The organism is Streptomyces sp. NPDC002476, from assembly GCF_042889785.1.
Taxonomy (GTDB): domain Bacteria; phylum Actinomycetota; class Actinomycetes; order Streptomycetales; family Streptomycetaceae; genus Streptomyces.
The window spans coordinates 45,226-61,776 of record NZ_JBIARH010000031.1 but is presented as its reverse complement, the minus strand read 5'-3'; the positions used below and the strand labels follow the sequence as shown (position 1 = coordinate 61,776).

Annotated in this window: 15 protein-coding genes; 13 read left to right on the top strand and 2 right to left on the bottom strand. The window is 67.8% G+C overall.

Going from position 1 to position 16,551, the window contains the following annotated elements; translation table 11 throughout:
• The first annotated feature begins 1,470 nt into the window (after window positions 1-1,470).
• From ACFYXM_RS28100 to ACFYXM_RS28085, 4 genes are all read left to right on the top strand, one after another.
• The gene (locus tag ACFYXM_RS28100; RefSeq protein WP_389293442.1) at window positions 1,471-1,767 is read left to right on the top strand and encodes a hypothetical protein; all 297 of its coding nucleotides are present in this window, start codon (window positions 1,471-1,473) and stop codon (window positions 1,765-1,767) included.
• 147 nt (window positions 1,768-1,914) lie between these two features.
• Window positions 1,915-2,376: a hypothetical protein gene (locus ACFYXM_RS28095; RefSeq protein ID WP_389293441.1), complete on the top strand. Its 462-nt coding sequence runs from the start codon at window positions 1,915-1,917 to the stop codon at window positions 2,374-2,376.
• 1,051 nt (window positions 2,377-3,427) lie between these two features.
• Entirely contained in the window at window positions 3,428-3,757 is a 330-nt protein-coding gene (locus tag ACFYXM_RS28090; protein ID WP_389293440.1) for a hypothetical protein, read from the top strand.
• 110 nt (window positions 3,758-3,867) lie between these two features.
• On the top strand, window positions 3,868-4,344 hold the full coding sequence (locus tag ACFYXM_RS28085) for a hypothetical protein (RefSeq protein ID WP_389293439.1): 477 nt from the start codon (window positions 3,868-3,870) through the stop codon (window positions 4,342-4,344).
• Between the two features lie 70 nt (window positions 4,345-4,414).
• Here the strand turns inward: ACFYXM_RS28085 and ACFYXM_RS28080 are convergent, their stop codons facing one another.
• A complete protein-coding gene (locus ACFYXM_RS28080) occupies window positions 4,415-4,660 on the bottom strand; it encodes a hypothetical protein (RefSeq protein ID WP_389293437.1) in 246 nt (81 codons plus the stop codon).
• A 130-nt stretch (window positions 4,661-4,790) separates the two neighbouring features.
• On the opposite strand from ACFYXM_RS28080, the gene ACFYXM_RS28075 reads away from it, so the two are divergent.
• From ACFYXM_RS28075 to ACFYXM_RS28055, 5 genes are all read left to right on the top strand, one after another.
• Window positions 4,791-5,009 (top strand): hypothetical protein, encoded by a 219-nt coding sequence (locus tag ACFYXM_RS28075; protein WP_389293436.1) that lies wholly within the window; start codon window positions 4,791-4,793, stop codon window positions 5,007-5,009.
• A gap of 1,376 nt (window positions 5,010-6,385) precedes the next feature.
• Window positions 6,386-7,123, top strand: a complete 738-nt coding sequence (locus ACFYXM_RS28070) for a hypothetical protein (protein ID WP_389293434.1) — start codon at window positions 6,386-6,388, stop codon at window positions 7,121-7,123.
• A 197-nt stretch (window positions 7,124-7,320) separates the two neighbouring features.
• The gene (locus ACFYXM_RS28065; RefSeq protein ID WP_389293433.1) at window positions 7,321-7,752 is read left to right on the top strand and encodes a hypothetical protein; all 432 of its coding nucleotides are present in this window, start codon (window positions 7,321-7,323) and stop codon (window positions 7,750-7,752) included.
• Between the two features lie 114 nt (window positions 7,753-7,866).
• Window positions 7,867-8,502 carry a hypothetical protein gene (locus tag ACFYXM_RS28060; protein WP_389293431.1) on the top strand — a complete coding sequence of 212 codons (636 nt, stop codon included), beginning with the start codon at window positions 7,867-7,869 and terminating at the stop codon, window positions 8,500-8,502.
• Window positions 8,503-9,071: 569 nt separating this feature from the next.
• A complete protein-coding gene (locus ACFYXM_RS28055) occupies window positions 9,072-9,557 on the top strand; it encodes a hypothetical protein (RefSeq protein ID WP_389293429.1) in 486 nt (161 codons plus the stop codon).
• Window positions 9,558-10,080: 523 nt separating this feature from the next.
• Here the strand turns inward: ACFYXM_RS28055 and ACFYXM_RS28050 are convergent.
• Window positions 10,081-11,388, bottom strand: a complete 1,308-nt coding sequence (locus tag ACFYXM_RS28050; RefSeq protein WP_389293427.1) for an AAA family ATPase — start codon at window positions 11,386-11,388, stop codon at window positions 10,081-10,083.
• 443 nt (window positions 11,389-11,831) lie between these two features.
• Here ACFYXM_RS28050 and ACFYXM_RS28045 point away from each other — a divergent pair, with 443 nt between their 5' ends.
• The 4 genes from ACFYXM_RS28045 to ACFYXM_RS28030 all read left to right on the top strand — a co-directional run bounded on the left by ACFYXM_RS28045 (window position 11,832) and on the right by ACFYXM_RS28030 (window position 16,518).
• Complete coding sequence (locus ACFYXM_RS28045; RefSeq protein ID WP_389293426.1) at window positions 11,832-13,724, top strand: hypothetical protein; 1,893 nt, start codon at window positions 11,832-11,834, stop codon at window positions 13,722-13,724.
• 133 nt (window positions 13,725-13,857) lie between these two features.
• On the top strand, window positions 13,858-14,106 hold the full coding sequence (locus ACFYXM_RS28040; RefSeq protein WP_389293425.1) for a hypothetical protein: 249 nt from the start codon (window positions 13,858-13,860) through the stop codon (window positions 14,104-14,106).
• A 191-nt stretch (window positions 14,107-14,297) separates the two neighbouring features.
• Window positions 14,298-14,633 carry a hypothetical protein gene (locus ACFYXM_RS28035; protein WP_389293423.1) on the top strand — a complete coding sequence of 112 codons (336 nt, stop codon included), beginning with the start codon at window positions 14,298-14,300 and terminating at the stop codon, window positions 14,631-14,633.
• A 190-nt stretch (window positions 14,634-14,823) separates the two neighbouring features.
• Window positions 14,824-16,518 (top strand): hypothetical protein, encoded by a 1,695-nt coding sequence (locus tag ACFYXM_RS28030; protein WP_389293421.1) that lies wholly within the window; start codon window positions 14,824-14,826, stop codon window positions 16,516-16,518.
• Window positions 16,519-16,551: the final 33 nt, after the last annotated feature.

The window sequence follows — 16,551 nt, the reverse complement described above, 5'->3', positions numbered from 1 at the left end:
TGGTACCCTTCAAGTTGTTGGGCAGACAGCACCCTGCACCGCTGCCTCGCAAGGGCGCGGTGCAGGGTGTGTGGTCAGTTATTGCGGGGTCTCCGGGTGGTGCCGGGGGCCCCGCATTCACGCGGCCATTTTCCTGGTGGCGTCAGTGGCCGGGGGGTGCTCCGCGGCATCGCGATCTCGCGGCTGAAGTGCGGTCGGTTGGCTGGATGCCGGACTGTCGGACCCTCGGCGAGGGCCCTTCACAGGGGACCGCCTGAAGCACCCCGCCCCTGACAGAGCGGACGACGTGATCGTCGAATTGCCTGGGGTGGCACGCCCAGTAGATCGTCCCTCCCCAAAGCCTGGGTGCGTTGAATTTGGCACACCCACGCGTTCTTCGATGTCCGATGCCGGCTACGGGTTGTTACCTCGCTGTGACCCCAAGTGCTGTCCGGTGTCCGTCAATTACTGCCGAGTGCAGGTCGCTACTGCCGGGAATGAAGCTCGATTCGCCAGGATTCGGCCGTGTGTCACCGCATGCCTAGCTTCAGCACTGCACCCGAGCCTGTCACACGGATGGAGTCCGATGCTTTCGAAGCTCTCCGATCCTCACGAGCCCTACGACGACGAAGAGCCCTGTGAGGACTGCCTTGCGCCGGTGGGTATGCCGTGCACCCCTGCCTGCCCCAACGGGATGAGCCCGTACGAACGCCCCTACTAACCGCGCCAAGCCGCGAAGCCTGGCGGTCCGCCCGTTCCAGCCCGACGACGTACGCCAGCCCGCGTATTGACCTTCCACACCTGCCCGTCGTCACTTGGCGCACCCCACACAGGGCCGGCTCGGGCGGCACGTACTTCAAGACCGTCGACGTCATCCGACGGGCAGCCGGTCGTACGTTCGTCTGGCTCGACGACCAGGTCAGCGCAGCGGACCGGACCTATGTCCGGCGGCACCACACCGGCCCCGCGTTCTGTACGACGTCGACCTTGCCGTCGGTCTGGACCTGGACGACTTCGAGGCGGTCGACGCAGTGGACCGACATGCTGAGCGAGTCCACTGCGTCGACCGGGGCAGTCTGATGAGCCGCTGGCGCTCCCGGCGGCTGCCACGCGACGCCATATGACGTCGGGGGCGCCGACCTCAGGTGGGCATGCTCATCCCCAGCGTCGTCCCCTGCTGGCGCCCGTCCCGAAGGTGCCGGGGCACCAGCGCTATGTCGGACTGACGTTGGACCTTTGGCAGGCCGTCCTCTGCGCGCCGACCAGACCTGCACCGCTGGCGTGGCCGCCGGGGAGTCGCGCTTCTCGTAGGCCCTGTCCGGCCCGGTACGGCGCTGCTGCCGCCGTACGACGGAGGTGGATCACTACTTGCTCAAAGTCCGCCAGAGAGGTCATAGCGGTGAATTCGCGAGAAATCGATTGAGACCACTGCAAAACCTAACTTCTGTCGTGCCAGCTGCCACGGGCTGACCGCACGAAGGAGAGAACGCGATGACCCAGACCGCCACCATCGACACCCTGGCCACGGACCTGCAGAACATCCTCGGGAATGGCTGGACGGTCACTGCGAGCTTTGACCACGTCTTGGCGGTCACTCCGCTGTGCAACCGCATCGAGATCATGCCGCTGGCCTACAGCTACACGGACGTCTCCTGGACCCTCGTGCCCGAGCGGCGCACCGTCCCCACCGCAACCGTGCGGGAAATGCCGGGTGTTGACCTGGCCGCCGACGTGGCGACCGCCCTGCGAAACCTGTCGTTCCTCCACAGCATGCCGCCGGTCGCCTGAGCTGCTCCCTTGCTCGATGTCGTGACCAGGTGACAGGCGGACACGACGTCGCTCTTCCCCTCCTGCCATCCCGCTGGTCCAGGCGAATACCCCATGACCGGTTGCGGAGCGCCGCACCGATCGAGTCGCACATTGGAGAAACAACGCATGCCGCTGGCCCACCTCGTAACCCCAGAGACCATCCCCGGCGCTTTCGGGCAGAGCTTCGCCGTCACGCCGGGCCGCATAGACGTCGCCGCGCTCGAAGCGTTCACCAGCGGCCAGTGCCACGCCTTGGCGCGCGCCGTCTCGGATGCTACCGGGTGGCCCATGGCCCTGATCATCGACGACGAGTGCGCCTATGACCCCGATACCTGCGGCGACGACGACATCGCAACAGGGCTCTGCGCGTGCCAGCTTCAGCACGTCATCGTGATCCGCCCGGATGGCCAGCATGTCGACATCACTGGCGCGCACGCCCCGGGCGCCGTGCCCGGTTGGGAAGGGCTCCGAGCCGTACCCGTGACCGATGATCTGTGGCAGCACATCACAGACTCCCCGGACTGGCGGGAGCCCGCTATGGACGTCGCGCGTACCTTCGTTGCACCGCTGCTGGCCTCACTGTCGTAGCTTGCTGGCCCGCCGCCCCGGTGGAAGCGGGGCGGCGGGCCCTCGAAAGACGCCCAGACCTGCCTCCCACCCACGGTCTGGTCCACCTGAACTGCCCTGCCTTCATGCTCGCGGAGCAAGTAGCCGCACTGCTGCCCCCGCGAGACGGCATCCCATGGGCCGTTGAGCCGTATGACGCCTGGTCGACCGTCCGGTACCCTGCTGCCCGCCTGATCCAGGGCATGCGCGCCCTGGTCCTGGTCGTCCGCACGTGGGACACCGAGGTCGGTGGCAGCTCAGACCGCGAGCCATACGAGCCGGATCTCAAGTTGCCGTTTGTGGCCCCGACCCCGGATCGCTCAAGAGGTGCCGCGCCGAGTACTACCTGCCCTGTACGCAGCCGCTTGAGTGCCCGGTGGGGCAGTCTCCCCGTCCATTTGGCGCCCTGGCCGTTGACCTGAGCACCGGGCTGACCCCGCAGGGCCGGGAAGTCTGGTCGTTCATCGACTGCATTGAGCTGGTCTGCTGCTGCGGCCAGCGGGGGCACGACCGATCTGAGCACCAAACGGAGGGTTGTGACGCGCGATGCGGATCCGGCTGAGTCGACCGTCCTGTCGGATTTGTTTGGGCTGCATGGTGTCGATTGCGTGGGCAGCGTCTTGGGTCTCCCCTGCTCTCCGAGGACGAGGTGGCGCTCCTTGAGGCCGTTGTCCGGCTCGCCGGATACTTCCGAGTGAAGGTTCCGGGCGGCCCTTGCTCCGAATCACCTTCGCGTGGGGCGCGCCCCGGGTGCCGCTGGCGGTGACCGGGGCGTGGACTCGAGCTCATCAGCCGGGATGGATGTGCTCTGTCCGCCAGGGCCGGTGTCGCAGAGGTCTTCCGGGGTGGAACAGGTCGTGTGCTGACAGGGATTGGGACGTTGCGTGAACCTGCTTCCGTCGGCTTCCCGCCCCAACTCATTTATCAGGGAATCTCTGATGATCTCGCGATCGCAGAATTGCCAGGGAATCCCTGATAATCTCGTGATCGCGAGGCCGGGGGAGCCGCCCCTGACCGAAACGGGAAGGAAGAAATGGGTATCGCGGAAGGCTTTGACGTCTGGATAGTCCGTTCGGACGCCATGAAGGCACGGCTCAGGTGGCTCAACTGGAGCGCACGGACTGAGCTTGGCCGGAAGGTCCGTCGGATCCTGAAGGAGGACCTCAAGCCCGCCGTCGGCGCTCACCTGCGAGAGCAGATGCTCCCGTCGAAGTGCGCGTCCCTGAACCCTGCTGACTGGCTCCCTGCCGGTCGGTACGGTGAGCGGGACATCGTGATCGACGGTCTGGCCTTCACGGTCGACCTCTCTGTCGCCTCCGGCGGCATCCTGGTCGTCGTGCTCCAGGTTCGCACGGTCGGGTAGCTCACGGCACACAGGGTCTCCGTCTCGGCCGAATTGAGACGGAGGCCCCCGCGACCCGAAGACTCCGCAGAATGCGGCGTGTAGCCGCAGAATACGGTAGTCTCCCAGGTATGGACACCACCGGAATCCCCCGTGAACTCTGCTCGATCGCGTCCGCCTTGCAGGCTCTGCCCGGCGGGGACCAGCGAGAGATGCAGGACCGCATTCACCGCACCCACCTGTCCGGTCTGGAGGGCGCTGTCACCTCGGCCGTTCGGGAGGCGATCCGGCACACCGAGGGTCCCGAAGCCGCCGGCGAGTGGCAGCGGACAGGCTCGCCCGCCCGGTACACCAACCGCGACATGTACCTGCAGGCCCGCCGTCACGGGGCGGCGGAAGAGCTGACGGAGCAGGGGTTCACGCTCCCTGATGACACCCCGGCCACGGTCGAGGCGCGGGCCGGGCGTCTCGCGGAGCTGTGGGCGGAGGTTAAGGATCTGGCGGAGGATCTCGCGAACTCGGGGATTCATGGCGCGAAGACGAAGGTTGCCGCCGCGTTGGAGATCAGCGTGGACACTGTGGACCGCAAATATGTCCGCAAGGGCTGACGTTCCTGGCAGACTGGAGCCCTGAAGGGTCCAACCTCAATTCGGCTGAGGTTGGGCCCTTCGTTGCTTCTCAGATCCCGTTCACCTGCCAGTCCAGCTCGTTGATCGTGACCTCTACACCCTTCTTGGCCGCGGTGAAGGGGATGACGTACTTGTCGTCGTCGATGGCGAGGGTGACAGTCGTGTCGATGACGCCATCATCGAGGCTGATCAGCGCGCTCTGGATGCGGAGGAGGGCTATGTAGTGCGCGCCCCGGTCGATTTCGGCCAGGCCCGCAAGGGCCTTCATCGCCTGGGTGCTGTAGCTGATGAACACTGCATTCCTTCCTTGGCCGGTCCTTCCGGCCGACGACTTCAACTTATCAGGGATTCCCTGATGAATCAATGCTGTGTCTTCCCGCTATCCCGGATTGCGTCATCAGGGAATCCCTGTAATGATGCTCCCTGTGAAACAGGAAACTCAGAACAAGATCGACCGCCTCGCTGGAATCCTGGGCAGACTCGCCGAGGTGCAGAGGGAAGCCGACGTGCTGATGATCGATATCGCCACCAATGGCCCACGCGGCTCCCAAGTCGCCCTCAGTCGCCTTCTGGGCATCCAGCCCCAAAGCCTCCCCGACAGGATCACTGCCGCGAAGAACCGCATCGCCAGTGGAACCGACTAGCTCGGTCGTACCAGGTGAAGGCCGCAGGAGGAGTCTGCTCGTTTCGCACCTGTCCGACATCGCTGGCGAGCGGGCCAGCAGCCGGCGGGACCTGGCACCACGGCGTATCGGGCTCACGCTGTGAGCCCGATACGCCGCACGTTGGCCATCCGCCTGGTCGCGCGAGAGACAACCTCGCGTACTGGGCCGACTTCGGCGGCACCAGGTCCTCGATCGGATAGCCGGCAACGAAGAGGCGGCTGCCCTCAGTCCTGCTGGCTGCCAGGCATCTTCCCCGACCGGCCAAGGATGCCCCTCGTTGCCCACGACTCGGCGGCGCTCCCGGTCAGCCTGCCGGGCGATTCGCCAGCAGTCGCTGTGCCAGACATCCGCTGCCTACGGTCCTGAGCGTTCATTCACTCACAACGGCTCCCTGTCCGGTTCCCCAGCAGGGAGCTGCGGCCGGCTCGCCTGGTTCTCGCGGCGGCGATACGAGCCGCGGCAGTGCTTCTTACTGTGCTGGCGCCACCGACACCCTTCAGATCCGGTGATCTGAAGGACCACCATGCCCGCAGCAGTCCGCCACGCCGACGGCACGCTCACCGACTGGCCCGAGTTCCCTGCGGTGCCCCCCTGGCCGCAGACCACCCGATGCCTGCCAGTGGCCCGCCCTCGCCTTGTCATGGCGGATGTTCACACCGCACTTTCTCAACCCCGACCGAGGTGACGTCATCAACGCGTGGCCTATCCAGCCCCGCGCACCCGGTCCGGTGGCCGTCGCCTACCGCATCGCTCCGACCGCTCACACCCGCAAGGGCTGGCACTGCTGTATCTACGTCCTCAATGTGCCAGTGATCGGGGCGGCGTACGCCCGTACCCGCATGCCGTACACCTGCCCCCGTCATGGAATCCAGTACCCCCGGACGAGGCTCAGGCCAACGTGCTGCGTCACGTCACCGGGCAGCACCAGGACGTGGCCGTGCCGTGCGCGGCCCGAGTCCTTCAGGCAACCCGTCTGTACCACTGATCGCCCCGGCCGGAGGCTGATGGAGGTTGCGACGGTCGAACTCCCCGGGCGCCCGCAGCAGGCCAGACAGAGGAACGTGAGGCCCCCATCCTGGCTGGGCACTCTACGACTTCATACGACGGTCGATGCCTCGTGACCGGGCGGAACGGGCGGGGCGCTGTCCGCCCGTTCATGCTTCTTGGCTCTGGTACAGGAACGGCTGCGGCCCGGCGCTGACCTTGTACGCCTTCGCCCCAGGCCCCTGACGGACGGGAACGCAGCATGGGCCGCGTCGGCTGGATTCGCGTCCGCTCGGCCGTAGCCCCGGCTGCTCGTAACTTCCTCATCACCAAGCCACACCGGCTCACCCGAGATCGTCAGGAGCGGAACCATGCAGCGCAGCCTTCGTCGTCAGATCGAGCGGGCGATCAACCAGTCGTGGACGACCAAGCACCGATTCGACCGTGGAACGATCGGGGTTGCGCTCCTCTTCCCTCACGACGCGTTCGCTGACGTGCCGACCTGGGCCCCTGGCCCTGGCTTCCATGCGCTCAACAACGACGGCGTGGCCAATTCCGCGTTCGTCCGCGACAACGGCGACGGCACGCAGACGGTCGTCGTCGGGGGCATCGGCCCCGCTCAGCGCCCGGGCAGGGACGGCGGCGTGTGGACGGAAGAGGAGGTGTGGACGGTCACCGCGCCGATTGACGACTTCGACGGGTGCGGTCTGGGCAACAGCACCCAGGGCATCACGTGGATGCTTGACGAGCCTCGCGCGGTCATCCACCGTGAGCCGTACGCGACGCACCCCTTGGCGGCCGTTGAGACGTACTGGGAGAACTTCGAGGACACGTGGGGATTCCAGCCGTGTGGGGAGCTCCGCTACTACGGCGGGTGGCCTTTCGGTGAGGGCCGGGAATGGGCCTACCTGATCTGCCACACGGACATGGCGCATGACGAGGGGGACGAGGTGGCGCTGCTTGACTCCGTCGTCAAGGTCGCGGACCGCTTCGGTGCGAAGGTCCGCGTTTACCCCTACAACCTCCAGAAGCGGGAGATCACCGGCCCGCTCGGGCCCACCTACCGCGCGACCAGCATCCGCAGCGTGAAGAACGCTCTGCGGAAGTGACACGCCCCGCTCCGGGCCCCGCTGCGGCGGGGCCCGGAGCGGGAGAGATACCCAAACCTAGGCAGAAGCCCACCGCATGCGGTGCTTGGCCCAGCCTGAGCCGGCTGTCCGTACCACCGGGCAGTCACGTGACCGGCCCAGCCTTCGCCCTGTGAACACTCCGATCCGCCCCAGGCACCAGAAGGAGCCGAACCCCAATGTCGTCAAAGCCGATGCCGATCGACGCCGACGCCCTGCTTGTCGAGGTCAACCGAGAGGTCGATCGGGTCAGGCAAGCCCGGACGCGTCTGGCCTTGGCCAGCCTCGGCCTCATCACCGCGCGTATCCGTGCCGACCGTCCAACAGCTCGGTTCCTTGAACTGGGCTTCACCGTCAGCATGCAGACCTACGAGTGCCAGGCAGTAGCCGGACGGGTCTGGCTGTCAGAGGCGGAAGAGACGGCGGGCCGCTGGCGTGCATGCCTGGATACGGATGCCCGCGCGGACCTCGAAGGCTGGTGTACTCATATCGGCCAGGACGCCAAGGACCTCCTGCCAACCCTCTGGGTGAAGGACCAGACAACGGGCCTGCAGGTCATCGACTTGGACGCTGTGGACGCCACTCTCCGTTCCACCGGTGCGCTGCTGTAAAGCGCAGCACACCGGGATCCACGACGGTCAGTGCATCAAGACGGTCCGGCCTCAGCCGATACCGTGCCCTGTCCCTCAACTTCATCCCGTCCACCGTCTGTGAGGAATCGCCCGATGCCCATCACCCCCGCCACGCCGAGCGGCACCTTCAGCGTCACCGTCACCAGGCCCGGCATCCTCGGCACAGTCCGCGTCGGCCCGTTCGATGGCGAGTGGAGTGCCCGCGGATTCGTTCACGCCCTCGACCGCAGTGTCCGCGGCACCGGTGCCCCCGACGGCACCACCACCGGGATCGCCCCTTACGACCCCCGCCTGCCACACCGGTGCGTCCCAGCTGTCGACCCGACCGAGCTTGCCCGCCAAATGGATCAGGAGCCCGACCAGGCCGGCTTCCCGGACCTCTTCACCCGGCTTATAGCGCACTGCGGATGGGAGCATGCCGCCCGCGCCTGGCTTGCCGCCCGCGCCAACCGGGCCAACGACAGTGAGGCGATCTCACTGCCTCGTACAAGCCTGCCGTCAAGCGCAGTTCACCCACCCCGTGACACGGAGGACCCCGTGGACGCCGACAGCATCCCCACCCACATCACGGCCCTGGCCTACACCGCTCCCGGCCCGAAGCTCTCGCAGAACGACACCGCGGCGCTCCTCGCACACTTCTGGCCCGCCATCGAGGAGCACATCCGTCGCCAGGTCGCCGCCGAGACCCCGAGCAGCCCCGGCTGTCCAGTCGATGGTGATACTGCCTGAGTCCTGGTACGTGGCCACAAGGACGCCGCCGGATCGTAACCGCGCCCCTCCTGATGCCCGCCGTTTAGGAACGAACCGCTCCTGCCCCCGGCCCCCGTACAGCCCTTGAGTGACGTGACCTTACTGGCTATGGAGAGCTGCGGGCGCCTGCTGCGCTGAGGCAGCCACGTTGGTGGCATGAGCGGATGCCCCAGGCTGCCCCGCGCGGATGCGGCCGGGGGCATCGGCTGCCGGTCGGTTCGGCCTCCGCGCCCACCAGTTCACGGCCGGGACACGAAACCAGAGGTCCGCGGTCATGGACTCAGAGCACCGAGGCGTGATCAGCAAGGTCCACCTGTGGCCAGTGATGCCTTGGTGTTCCCGCTGGGGCTGTCCGCCCACGTGCGCCGACTCAGCGAGGCATCGATGTGAGGCTCCCCGAACGGCAGTAGACAGCCCTGCGAGTACGGAAGGCAGCATCGCCCTGGGCGCGCTGCTTCGAGATTCGCCGTGACGCCGCAGAACAGCGGAAGCCGGACAAGGATCCAGCCATCAACGGCTACCCCTTGACTCTGTGGAAGGCGATCATCATGGCCTCTGAACTGTTCCACTGGCTCCGCCCCGAGTACCGCGGCCGTGAAGATGAACTGATTCACCTTGCTGGTGCCGCACGGATTGCAGGGGTGACTCGCGCATGCGTCTCCAACTGGAACCGCCGCCATGCTTCTTTCCAAAAGCTCGTTGCGGCCCGCACCAGGGACGGCGGGCCTGCTGCGTCCGTCTACCTGCCGGAGGCTGAGTTCAGGGCCTGGCTCAACGACCGGCCGACGCGTGCCGAGCCCGTAGTGGGCGGTGCGCGTCCAAAGGGAATTGAGGAAAAGCGCTTGGCAGCGGACAAGGCCAAGAACCACCGCGAATCCATTGAGGCACGGTTGGCCAAGGCCCAGGAGCACGTTCGCACGCTCAGGAAGCAACTGAAGCATGCCCAGGCTTTGGAAGACACGAAGTCGCAGGCACTCGCGGAGCAACTGCAGGCAGCACGCCGCCTGCCCGAAGAGGCCAACTCCCCTGGTTGAGTCACCGCGATCCAACCGACCGAACCGCCCCCGGACCATCTCAGTTCTGATGAGCCCGGGGGCGTAGCCGTGTCACATGTTGCTCAGAAGAGGACCTGCAACCCTGCACAGCCCCAGAGGCCGGTGTAGCCCATTCCGGCCTGATCAGGTGATCGGCCGGCAGCTGTCGCTACGAAGGCGCCACCGTGGTGCATGCCCCCGCAGCCGCCGCGTGGGATGTACCACGGTGGCGCCAGCAGATGGCGGTGAGCGTTCCTGTGGTTGTCAGCCGTGTTCTCGGCCGATCGGACCGCCGGGCGTGGTGCGTGGTGACAGTGACAGCCCTGCGGTGCCGGACATCGTAAGCGCTCGGCAGATCGTCAGGCGTTGTCGCACGTAGTTGGTGGACGCGGGTACGAAGCTCGCCGGTCGGTGCAGGGCCGGCTTGGCAACGTAGTGGGAGCTGTCCGACGCCGGTGTGGAACCAACCCGCTGTTGCGGGCCCCGTTTAAGCAGGGCCCGCAACAGCGGGTTGGTTCCACGGTCAGACCTGCCCTCCCAGAGCCAGGGCCTTCACGGTCGCCCCGAAGACCTTCGAGGCCACATCGGTCACCGTCGGTACGTCCTCCGGCCGGGGGCACTGCCCCACGATGACCGACGCCGCGAACATCACGCCCGCCGTCTTGGCCACCGTCGAGGCGAGCAGCAGCTCACGCATCTGGGGAACCCACACCCCAGCACCACCGTCCTCACGGTCCTTGGCATCCTTCGTGCGCAGGTTCTCCGCGAGCCTGATGAACTTCGCCGGGACGCCCAGAGCCTTGGCCGCGTCAAGATCGGTGGTGACCTCCACCGGGACCGCGAAGCGGGACACCAGGGCGTCATCGAGCTGTCGCACTCCGATGCCCTCGGGGTTGTAGCCGCACAGCGCGTAGAACCCCGGCGCGGCCGTCACCACCGGCGCGTCCGGCTTGTCATCGAGGCTGAGCGTTCCGCGACCGTCGAGAACCGAGTACAGCACGGCCAGAACCTCAGAGGGGATGCGGGTGATTTCGTCGACGAACAGCGGACGCCCCTCCTTCATCGCGCGGGTCAGCGGGCCGTCGGCCCACTTGAACGTGCCGTCGTTCTGGGGCAGGTAGGAGCCCACGAAGTGGGAGACGGTCATGTCACCGTGACCGTTGATCGTGATCAGGTCCCGGCCGAAAGCTGCCTCCGCCAGCGCGGACTTGCCGGTACCGGGCAGGCCGTACAGACGCACCGGGATACCGGCAGTACGCAGGTGCTTGAGCAGCGCTACGTCGTGGTGGCCGCCCAGATCGCGCGGCCGGTAGATCTGACCGTTGGGCCGGTAGTACTCCCGCTCACCCTTGATCATGGCGTCGCGCTGGTCGGCAGCCTGAGCGCGGGGGGCCGCCGTGGCGGGCTGTGCCTGGGAGAGCTGACCGTCAATGAACATCTTCGCCAGGGTGCGCAGCACGTCGGCACGGACGTGAGGACCGTTAGGGCGCTGCGCCTCCGCCTCGAAGTATTCGACCGTCTTGCGGGCATCCTTCGAGTCCGCCTCCGACAGCTCCGAGTCGTCGATCAAGATGGGCTTGATCAGGATGTTGCTGTAGCCGTTGCGGTCGTGCTTCTCAGTCCACTTGCGCTGGAGCACCTGCCAGGCCTCCTTGGCGAGCACCTTCGGGTTCTTCGTTCCGGAGTCCCCGACGGCATTGGCCCGCCGGTACACCGGCTTGGTGTGCCCGGCGCTCGCCGTGTGGCAGTAGCCGGTGGACGTGGCAACGGCAACGTAGGTCTTCTGCTGCGGGCTGGAGAGGTCCTGGACCTTGAAGCCGAGAAGGAACATGGGGAACTCCGGGTGGTCTCGTTCGGGAAGGGATCTTGCGATGCCCTGAACTTATGAGAACCCCGGCAAACGCCCAACTTCGGACTGTCCGGCGCAAGTTGGGGCCTTTCAGGCGCACGGTGTGAGCTCGTCAACGGCCTGCCGTCCTCCGGGTTTCAGTGACTTTGGGCAGCTCAGCGGGCCGTGACCCACGCATCGCTCCTCAGGCACGCTCCACGACCCGTCCCGGGGGCAGACGCCATCGATGGCAGCTGGCAGGGGTGTTCCGCCGAGTGCGCGGCGGCGCTGTCCGCGGCGCTTCCCAGGCGCCACAAGGCCTTTTCCGCCTTCAGATTCTTGGATTCGCGGCGAGTCGTTCCGAGGCCGTGGGCGGTGGCCCAATCAGGGCGCAACGAACCGCCGACCGAAAGGCCCCCGCGATGACCGCCCGCACCAAGGCGCCCGTGACTTCCCCCTGGGACGACGTGACGCACCCGGCATGGCTCGCCCTGTCGGCTCGTACCGGAGACTGGCTCTCGGCCGTCTCGGAACGTGACGACGTGATCGCGGTCGTTCACCCCGGCGCTCCGGAGAGCAAGTACGCGGAGTTCTACCCGGCGCTGGCCGAGGGGCGCTTCGCCCCGGACCAGCTCCTTGAGGGCCAGCCGAACCCGGCTCTGATCGATCCGAACGCGTGGGCCGACCGCTGTGCACACCCGGCGTTCGCCGGTGCCATCTGCCACGAGGCCGCGCACGCCAAGCACACCAAGTTCGCTCCCACCCGGAAGCACAGCGCGTCGGCCGTGCGCTGGGCCACGATCCTGGAGGAGCCCCGCATTGAGCACCGGCTGATTCAGGACCGGCCGGGGGACCGGGCGTGGCTGCGGGCTTCTACCCGCCACGTTCTTCTGACCGGTGTCAGCGGTGGGCACGATGACAAGTCGGTGCCGGGCGCAGTGCACCAGGCGGTGCTCATCCTGGGCCGCGCGGCCGGTGGGGTGCTGGACGATGATGAGGTGCAGCCGGTCACCGATCAGGTGACGGGAATCCTCGGTGACGCTGTAATGGGCGAGCTGAACGGCATCTTCCGCGAGCTGTTCGAGCTGGACGACGACGACCAGGACGGGCTTCTCGCCCTGGGAGCACGAGTTGCCCGCCTCGCGCAGGATGACGCGGACGACGACCAGCAGAACGGCGAAGAGGGCGGCAGCGGTCAGGGCCAGGGCGGGGAGGGCCAGGGAGGGCAGGGCACCGGCTCCCCGTCGGGAGGCACGGGGCAGGGAGGCTCGGGCGACGCCGAAGAGGGGCAGAACGATAGCGATCCGATCACCGTCATGATGCCGTGCGGCGCAGTCACCTGGGGTGACCCTTCCCAGGCCGAAAACGGCAGCGGCGGCAGCGACGACGGAGGTGACGACGGCGACCAGCAGAACACCCCGTCTGTGGCGGAGCGCGTTGTCGACCAGATCACCCGCGCCGCTGTGGCATCGGCGCACGCGAAGATCGCCGTCATCCTCCCGAAGCGGCCCGACTACAGCGGCCGCCAGGCTGCGCAGAAGGCCGCGCAGAACGTGTTCACCGGCGGCGGCGTCGGATTCCAGCAGATCAAGGTTCAGCAGGCCAAGCCCGACGAGAGCCAGCAGCGCCAGGCCCGCGCGCTGCTCACCGCTCTGTCTAAGGCCCAGTACCGGGATGTGAACCGCACGACACGCGCCGTCAGCGCCCCGCCCGGACGCATGGTCATGCGGGAGGTCGTGCGCCGCGAGGCGCAGATCCGGGCTCGCACGGAGGTGTCGGCCCTGCCGTGGCAGCGCACCTCTCGCCGTCAGGAGGAGAACCCGCCTCTCACGGTCGGAATCAGCCTGGACGTGTCGGGCTCGATGGGCCCCTGGATCGGACCGGTTGCGTCGACCGGATGGGCCCTCGCTCACGCCGTGGCGTCCCCGCGTCTGGCGGGCACCGTCGCCTCCGTCGCCTGGAACGGGTGGAACCCTTCCGCCGTAGCCACAGCCCTGATCAAGCCGGGTAAGCGGCCCCTCACCGTCCCGGTGCCGGTCATGGGCGGCGGCTCTGACGGCTGCGGCCAGTCCCTCTATGCGCTGGACGGTGCGTTGAACCTCACGGGCAAGTCCGGCGCGCGTGTCGCGGTGGTCATCACCGATGGGGACCTGCCCAACAGGCCGGATGTGCAGCGGGCGGCCGACCATCTCACCCACGCGGGCGTGCTGCTGCTGTGGCTGAGCGTCAAGGACGGTGGCTGGGCTCCCAACGGAGCTCACGTCGAGTACCTGAGCGACCCCACGAACTTCGGGCCCATCGTGGGCCGTGCGCTCGCCCGCGCGCTGACCAACGCCTGACCACCCCGAGGGGGTCGCACGAGCGGCCCCCTCCCTTTTCCGCGTCCGTCCATCCAGTCAGCCGGCGCGGGCTGCGCTGTCCGCTACGGCCGCGACAGTCGGCGGACGGACGCCACGAACAGGAGTAGCCACCGTGACCCCACCCAAGGACCCAGACGTTCCCCGAACTCATGCCCGGCGCCGCCCCAGACTGCTGCGGGGTCAGGGCCGGCACCTGCTGAACGCCGGCTACCTCAGCTTCATCGTGTTCGGCGTAGGCGCCCTGACGCTCACGGACTGGGCGCGCGAAGCCGACGTATGGATCTGGCTGCCCGCCACGGTGCCCGTGACTTTCGTGATCGTCGGAGCAGCGGTCCAGACCCGCGACGAGCACACCGGCTGACGTCGGCGGAGGGACGCCTTGAGCAGCGGCCCGGCCTGTCCTGACACAGGCCGGTGACCAGCTCCAGCTCGCCCTCCGCCGCCCGGCATTCGCGACCAGATGAGCTTCTACCGCCGGGTTCGTAGCTTTCGGCCACGGTCCCGCCTCCGGGCGGCTCCGTGAACCCCCGCCGCCAACGACCAGGTCGAGCCATGCCGAACTCTCACGCACGAGCGCTGCGCACCCACGACATCAACGAGGTCTTCGTTCAGGAGCTGAAGGCCCGCGAGGACCAGCTCCGCTCGAACCACGTGTGGATCGCTCCCGTTCTCGACCAGCTCTCCGGCGGCCGCGTGGTCACCCCGCCGCGTTACGTTCCGGCTCGCTTCACCCTTGCGGACCAGGCCGACCTGATCGACGAGGCCTCTCACGTCGGCATCTACCGGATGTGGGCCCGGCGCGGTCGGGTGACGTTCGTCCAGTGCCGTCCCTGCACCCCGCCGGCGCCCCAGGCACAGGGCCGGCCGGTCGTACCGATCGGAAGGTGAGAGCCGCCCGGAAGGGCGCCCCGTCCGCGGGCTGTGGACGGCCCGCCTTCTGTGATCGCAGGCGCTGATTCGCCGTGCCGTGCGCACCGGAGGTCCTCCTCGTACCTTCGCTCCCGCCCCAAGGCCGGCCGCAGATCGCGGTGGCGCCCGAGGGCCCTGAACCCACTCGATCCGCCTTGGAGCCTTGACCATGTCTGTGCCGACACATACGTCCCGCACGGTCGGCGTGCCTGGCATCGGCACGCTGACCATCCTCGACACCGTTCTGTCCCAAGGGCGGGTCCAGTTCAAGGTCACCGGACCGCACATCAAGGGCACCTTCATCGTGGCCCCGGAGGCCAAGCAAGGTGGCACCGTGCTGCCCACGACGGTCCAGGTGCAGTACGGCGACGGACTCGAGCCGCAGACGTACTACACACCGCGGCCCGACGAGCCCGTCGTCTACCGGGTCGGCGTCCATGGCCACACCGCCGGGCTCGACCCGGATGCCATCCCGACGCGCTACTTCCTGGGCCCGTACGCCGTAGCCTCCGGCCGGACGTTCCTCACCGAACGACTACCGGACGGTACCCGCCAACGCACCGAAGCCGTGGTCCGCTGCCTCCTGGAGCTGTGGCGCGACCGCGACGATGTCACCAAGCTGAAGCTGGCGGCCGCGGTCGCCCGAGCAGACGAGCACGCAAGGTACGAGAAGCAGCAGGCCGACCAGCTCGAGGCCGAGATCCAGAAAGTGACCGCCCAGAGAGTCTCGGCCCGCCGAACGGTCAACCAGCTCACCGGCATCCTGCGCCGGCGGGTAGGCGCTGTCCTTCCGGCCGACCCGACCCCGGTGAAGGTGCCGTTCTTCGACCGTCACGGTCACCAGATGGGCGTCCTGACCGTACGGGAGACCCCAGCCCCGACCGGCACACGGCCTGGCAGCGTGGTCTACAACGTCCAGGGCGCCAGGGTCGCCGGATCGTTCACCGTGGAGCGCTACCGGTACAGCGGCACCCCGTGGCCGGAAGGGATCAACGTCACGTACGGCATCCCGACCAGCCGCTACGGCCATGAAGCGCGCGACGAACCGACTATCAATACCATCCGCCTGAGCGGCGGTTGGAGCAGCAGCGGCGACACGGGACGCATCACCCTGACCACCCCCGAGCGGCTGCCGGCCCGCATAAGGCTCTCTCCCACCACCGGCTGCTCCGCGCCGGTGGCCACCGAACGGCGCGCGTCCGGTGTGCTGCGGGCACTCGCGTTGCGCTACCTCGCGCGGCCGGACGCAGAGGCCCTGCACCTGGCCGCTGCCAAGGACCGCGCCCCGGCGCTTCTCACTGCCACGCGGCAGAAGCTGCAGGAGCTGCGCGAACAACAGCGGAAGCTGATCCGGAAGGCTGCCGAGCACCGCAAGCGGGCCGCGCAGTACCGCGAGCTCCTCGCGCCTCCCCGCACACTGCCGGATATCCAATCGGACCCGTCGAGTGTCCTCAGATGGGAGGGTGAGGGCGGCGCCGTGCTCGGCGTGCCCGTCCCACGGCCCGTCCCGGCGGCGCCGAAGCGGGCAGAGTCTGTTGAGCGGTTCGTCGGCGTGGCGCAGGAAGCTGTCAGGCTGGCCAGCGCGGCGGCTGACGCCGCAGAACGTGCTGTTGCCCGCAGCCGCGGAAGGGACACCGCGCACCTGGACGCGGCCATGTGGGCTGCACACGCCGAGTTCCTGGCCGCGCAGAGGTATGCCCGGCGCAGTCATGAGGACGCTCCTTGTCCGGGCGGTGGATCGGTTCGCTCCCCGCCAGCAGGCGCGCCTTCGAGGATATGGCCCCGCCCGGCCCACCCCTTCCAGCTAACGCCGCCAGCCGCCCGAATTCGCCAGCTTTCCGGGGATGCACCCTCTGACGTCTAGCTTCGGTGGCGTCAACCCCGACCAGCCCCACCG

Excerpts from the sequence above, each read along its gene's own strand:
- ACFYXM_RS28070 (WP_389293434.1), top strand. The coding sequence starts at position 6,386 with ATGCAGCGCAGCCTTCGTCGTCAGATCGAGCGGGCGATCAACCAGTCG.
- ACFYXM_RS28060 (WP_389293431.1), top strand. The coding sequence starts at position 7,867 with ATGCCCATCACCCCCGCCACGCCGAGCGGCACCTTCAGCGTCACCGTC.
- ACFYXM_RS28035 (WP_389293423.1), top strand. The coding sequence starts at position 14,298 with ATGCCGAACTCTCACGCACGAGCGCTGCGCACCCACGACATCAACGAG.
- ACFYXM_RS28090 (WP_389293440.1), top strand. The coding sequence starts at position 3,428 with ATGGGTATCGCGGAAGGCTTTGACGTCTGGATAGTCCGTTCGGACGCC.
- ACFYXM_RS28065 (WP_389293433.1), top strand. The coding sequence starts at position 7,321 with ATGTCGTCAAAGCCGATGCCGATCGACGCCGACGCCCTGCTTGTCGAG.
- ACFYXM_RS28085 (WP_389293439.1), top strand. The coding sequence starts at position 3,868 with ATGGACACCACCGGAATCCCCCGTGAACTCTGCTCGATCGCGTCCGCC.
- ACFYXM_RS28100 (WP_389293442.1), top strand. The coding sequence starts at position 1,471 with ATGACCCAGACCGCCACCATCGACACCCTGGCCACGGACCTGCAGAAC.
- ACFYXM_RS28030 (WP_389293421.1), top strand. The coding sequence starts at position 14,824 with ATGTCTGTGCCGACACATACGTCCCGCACGGTCGGCGTGCCTGGCATC.
- ACFYXM_RS28055 (WP_389293429.1), top strand. The coding sequence starts at position 9,072 with ATGGCCTCTGAACTGTTCCACTGGCTCCGCCCCGAGTACCGCGGCCGT.
- ACFYXM_RS28095 (WP_389293441.1), top strand. The coding sequence starts at position 1,915 with ATGCCGCTGGCCCACCTCGTAACCCCAGAGACCATCCCCGGCGCTTTC.
- ACFYXM_RS28050 (WP_389293427.1), bottom strand. The coding sequence starts at position 11,388 with ATGTTCCTTCTCGGCTTCAAGGTCCAGGACCTCTCCAGCCCGCAGCAG.